General features: G+C 69.9%; 5 protein-coding genes. 4 read left to right on the forward strand and 1 reads right to left on the reverse strand.

Annotation, left to right across the window (positions count from 1 at the left end; all coding sequences use genetic code 11):
• The first annotated feature begins 33 nt into the window (after positions 1-33).
• From HLK59_RS48120 to HLK59_RS48130, 3 genes are read left to right on the forward strand one after another with little or no spacing between them, the layout of a single operon-like run.
• Complete coding sequence (locus HLK59_RS48120; RefSeq protein ID WP_046263356.1) at positions 34-465, forward strand: roadblock/LC7 domain-containing protein; 432 nt, start codon at positions 34-36, stop codon at positions 463-465.
• Between the two features lies 1 nt (position 466).
• Positions 467-823 (forward strand): DUF742 domain-containing protein, encoded by a 357-nt coding sequence (locus HLK59_RS48125; protein WP_171148010.1) that lies wholly within the window; start codon positions 467-469, stop codon positions 821-823.
• The gene (locus HLK59_RS48130) at positions 810-1,385 is read left to right on the forward strand and encodes an ATP/GTP-binding protein (RefSeq protein WP_171148011.1); all 576 of its coding nucleotides are present in this window, start codon (positions 810-812) and stop codon (positions 1,383-1,385) included. The genes HLK59_RS48125 and HLK59_RS48130 overlap by 14 nt, the downstream gene beginning before the upstream one ends.
• Before the next feature lie 60 nt (positions 1,386-1,445).
• Here HLK59_RS48130 and HLK59_RS48135 read toward each other — a convergent pair whose 3' ends face one another.
• On the reverse strand, positions 1,446-2,408 hold the full coding sequence (locus tag HLK59_RS48135) for an ABC transporter substrate-binding protein (RefSeq protein ID WP_171148012.1): 963 nt from the start codon (positions 2,406-2,408) through the stop codon (positions 1,446-1,448).
• Between the two features lie 348 nt (positions 2,409-2,756).
• Here HLK59_RS48135 and HLK59_RS48140 point away from each other — a divergent pair.
• Positions 2,757-4,861, forward strand: a 2,105-nt coding sequence (locus tag HLK59_RS48140; RefSeq protein WP_171148013.1) for an ATP-binding protein, incomplete at its 3' end; no start/stop codon positions are given.

The following is a 4,861-nucleotide window of genomic DNA, read 5'->3' on the forward strand; positions in this document are numbered from 1 at the left end:
CCCGCCGCCCCGCCCGCCGACGAAGGACGCCCCATGACACGCCCCACCCCCGCCACCCATACCCAGCTGGACCAGCTGCTGACCGGACTCGTGGAGCGGGTCGCCGAGGTGAACCACGCCGTCGTGCTGTCCGAGGACGGGCTGGTCGTCAGCAAGTCGACCGGGTTCCTGCGTGACGACGCCGAGCGGCTGGCCGCGACCGCGTCCGGGCTCATGAGCCTGAGCAAGGGCGTCAGCATGGACTTCCGCGGCGGCCCGGTGCGCCAGGCGCTGATCGAGATGGCGCACAGCTATCTGATCCTCACCTCCGCCGGCCCCGGCGCCCACCTCGTCGTCCTGACCAACCAGGGCGCCGATGTCGGGGTGGTCGCGTACCAGATGAACATGCTGGTGAAGAAGATCGGCGAGCACCTCAGCGCCGCACCGCGGGCAGGCGTCGGCCCCACCGCCGACTCCGGCGCGTGAGGTGAGCGGAGGCGACACGGCGGGCCGTCTGGTACGGCCGTTCGCACTGACCGGCGGACGTACCCGCCCGAGCCGCGCCGACTTCACCCTCATCTCGACGGTGACCGCGGTGGACCCGCCGCCGGCCCGGGCCCCCCGCCCGCAGCCGGAGCATCAGCGCATCCTGCGCCGGTGTGCCGAGCCGATCGCCGTCGCGGAGCTCGCCGCGCTGCTCGACCTTCCTATGAGCGTGATCGTCATCATGCTCTGCGACCTGCTGGAGGCGGGCCGCATCACGGTTCACCCGCCGCACCCGGTCGCCGCCACCGTCGACCTGGACCTGCTGCAGAAAGTGAGGGACGGCCTTGGCCGACTCTGACACCATCGCCCGGCCGGCACCCGACACGGTCAAGATCCTGATCGCGGGTGGATTCGGCGTCGGCAAGACGACCATGGTCGGCTCGGTCAGCGAGATCGCCCCGCTGCGCACCGAGGAACCGCTGACCGTGACAGGTCTGGGCATCGACGACCTCGACGGCATCGAGGAGAAGAAGGCCACCACCGTGGCCCTGGACTTCGGCCGGATCACCATCAGCCGGGATCTGATCCTCTACCTCTTCGGCACCCCGGGCCAGCAGCGGTTCTGGTTCATGTGGAACGACCTGGCGCTGGGTGCCCTGGGTGCCGTCGTCCTCGTCGACGTCCGCCGCCCGGATTCCAGCTTCGCCGCGATCGACTTCTTCGAACGCCGGGGCATCCCCTTCGTCGTCGGCGTGAACGGCTTCCACGGCGACCACCCCTACCCGCCCGACGAGATCCGTGACGCGCTCGCCCTGCCGGACCATGTCCAGGTCCTGCTCTGCGACGCCCGCGACCGCGAGTCCTCCCGGGACGTACTGATCGCGCTCATCGACCAGTTGATCGCCTCGGCGGTGGGATAGGACGACGCGGGCGCTCTCCGTTCCGGAGAACACCCGCGTCGGTTCGTCAGGGGTGGGGCGTCAGGACAGTCCGGCCGACTTCAGCCAGGCCTTGGCGACGTCCAGCGGGTCCTTGTTGTCGAGCTGCACCTGGGAGTCGAGGTCCAGGAGCGTCACGGTGTCCAGCTTGGCGGAGACCGCGTTCAGCGCGTCCACGCCCTCCTGGGAGAGGCCGGACTTGTAGGCCAGCGGGGTCACGTTCGCGAAGCCGAAGAGGTTCTCCGGGTCCTTCAGGACGACGAACTTCTCCTTGGTGATGGTCGGGTCGGTGGTGAAGATGTCCGCGGCCTGCACGGTGTTCTTCGTCAGCGCCGCCTGGGTCAGCGGGCCGCCCGCGTCGAGCGCCTTGAAGGACTTGAACTCCAGGCCGTACACGGACTTCAGGCCGAGCAGACCCTGCTGCCGGGTCTGGAACTCGGGCGAACCGCCGATGACCAGCTCGGGCGCGGCGTCCTTGAGGTCGGCGAGCGTGGACTCGGCGGTGAGGCTGTACTTCTTCGCGGTCGCCGCGTTGATGCTGACGGAGTCCTTGTCCTCGGCGGGCGAGGACTCCAGGAGGGTCAGCGTGCTGTCGAGCTTCGTCTTGACCGCGGCGTTCACCGCGTCGGCCGACTTCTGCTCGGCCTTGGGGTCGAGGTAGGCCAGCAGCGAGCCGTTGTACTCGGGCAGGACGGTGATGGAGCCGTTCTTCAGCAGGCCGTAAGTGGTCTCGCGGCTGCCGATGTTGGGCTTGTAGCTGACCTTGATGCCCTTGGCCTTGAGGGCCTCGCCGTAGATGTCGGCGAGGAGGATGCTCTCGGCGAAGTTGTTGGAGCCGACGACGACGGTGTCGCCGCTGCCGCTCCCCTTGTCCTCCTTGAGCGGGTCGGAGGCGTCGTCCGAGGAACCGCATCCCGCCAGCAGGGCCGCGGTGGCGGCGAGCGCGACGCCGGCTACGCCGGGATGCTTCCGGATGGACCTGCTGCGTGGGGCGTTGGAAGTCACGATTCCCGTTCCGGACTGTGAGGGCTGATGAGAAACAAGCTCTGACACTGATCCAATCCAGCCGGTTCTCGCATCGTCAAGTGCGCTCCGGTCACCAATTGGCGTCAATGCGCGACCGGTTGTGAAAAGCCGCCGGAGGTCCGTCGTCCGGGAGCCGTCCCGTTGTAATGGATTCTTGACTCAGGGTGGCATGATCGGTCCTCCGAAGAGACGGTAGTCTCCGGGTCGTTGGCGTTCGGACACACTGGCGTGCCGGTGCCCCATTGGTGCGGTTCCGCACCTTTCGACACGATCAGAATCGGTCACGTGAGGTCTTCGCGCGCCGTCATCCCCCATGAAGGAGGCCTGGTGTCCACGAGCGAGACGGCACCGCCCTCGGCGCCGGGTGGCATACGAGGCTTCGCCGATCGCCGGCCGTTCCGGCACAAGCTCAACGTGCTGGTCGGCGTGCCGCTGACGGTGGTCGCGGTCCTGCTCGCCTACCTCATCACCGACCAGGTCCAGCAGTCCTCGGAGGCGGCCGACGCGGCACGGCTCGTGCGCACCAGCACCGAGGTCGCCACCCTGGTGGACCGGCTGGAGGCCGAGCACCAGCAGGCCATCCTGCTCTCCGTGCGGCACGAGGCCACCAACGACGGCGGCACCCCCTCCCAGACCCCGTACCGCAAGGCTCAGTTGGCGGTGGACAACCAGGTCAAGGAGGTCCGCAAGGCCTTCGGCGACCGGCTCCCCGAGGACGAGGCCCGGGCCCTGCGGGAGATCGATGGCCTGGAGAGCCTGCGCAACACCATCGAGCAGGCGTATCTGCCCGCCGACAACATCGACCCCGCCTACGCCAATGCCGCCACGGGCCTGATCGACGGGCTCGGCCTCGACCGCAACTCGGCCCTGGCGACCACCTTCACCGGCAACCTGCTCGACTCGCTGCTGCGCGCCGACGCCGCCCACAGCGCCTTCGAGACCGGCGTGTTCTCCGCGACCACCGGTGACTCGAACGCGCTCATCGAGTTCATCGGCGCGGTCGGCTCCTACGACGAGTACACCCACCAGGTCGACCGGTTCGCGCGGTTCGCCACCGACGCGCAGGCGGAGCAGCTCGCCGGGATCGAGCACAACACCCCGCAGGCCGCGATCAACCGGCAGTACGCCGAGTTGCAGATCGACCCCAGCTCCCTTCAGGCCGACTCCCCCGCCGAGATCCGCCAGAAGTTCGAGACGGCGCTCGACTCGTACCCCGCCTACCGCAAGCAGGCCGCGATCCGGCTGGGGATCACCACCTCGCTGATCGACCAGATCGCCGACCGCGCCGAGCGCGCCTCCGACGACGCCCTGCGCAACGCCGTCCTGCTGCTGGGTCTCGCCCTGCTCGGCTTCGTCGTCTGGCTGGCGTTCTCGGTGGTCGTGCGCCGCTCCGTGGTCCGCCCGGTGCAGGCCCTGACCCAGGCCGCCCAGCAGGTGGCCGAGGACGCCGAGCGCGAGCTCGCCCGGGTCGCCGACGACGACGCCGAGGACGACAGCCCGGCGCGGCTGCGGGAGATGCCGGCCACCGCGCGCGACGAGATCGGCGACCTCGCCGAGGCCTTCAACCATGTGCAGACCACCGCGGTCGCCCTCCTGGAGCGTCAGGTGCTCAGCCGCCGCAACGTCGCCGAGATGTTCGGCAACGTCGGCCGCCGGGTCAGCAACCTCACCACCCGGCAGCTGGCCCTGATCGACGCGGTGGAGCGCGGCGAGACCGACCCCGAGATCCTCGAACGCCTCTACAGCATCGACCACATCGCCGTCCGGCTGCGCCGCAACGCCGACAGCCTGATGCTGCTCGCCGGTATCCGCGAGACCGTCCTGGACGCCGGGCCGATCGCGCTGACCAATGTCGTACGGGCGGCGCTCGGCCAGATCGAGGGCTTCCAGCGGGTCCAGCTGCTGGCCCGGACCGAGGTCGCGGTGGCGCCCGACATCATCGGCGACCTGACCCTGATGGTGGCCGAACTCGTGGAGAACGCCGTGTCGTTCTCGCCCGCGGACAGCCCCGTCGAGGTGTTCGTGCAGAACTCGACCGACGGCGCGGCGATCGTGGTCGCCGACCACGGTCTGGGCATGGATCCCGAGCGGCTCGACGAGGAGAACGCCCGTATCGTCCGCCGTGAACGGCTCGACCTGGTGCCCTCGAAGGTGCTCGGTCTCTTCGTGGTCGGCTCGCTGGCGCGCCGCTGGGACATCGACGTGGCCCTGTCCCGGACCCCGGGCGGCGGTGTCACGGCCGAGGTGACCCTCCCGCAGTCGCTGCTGCTGGCGGCGTCCGCGGTGAAGCCGACGGCACCGACCACACCGGCGGCGGCCACGGACGACTCGGGCCCCCGCCCGCCCGTCCCCGCCGGCGAGCACGAGGACGGGCCTCTCCCCCGCCGGGTACGCCGCGAGGAGGGTCCGGCCGCCGGGGAGGACCCGGCGAC

The sequence above is a fragment of the Streptomyces sp. S3(2020) genome, assembly GCF_013044505.1.
Taxonomy (GTDB): Bacteria; Actinomycetota; Actinomycetes; order Streptomycetales; family Streptomycetaceae; genus Streptomyces.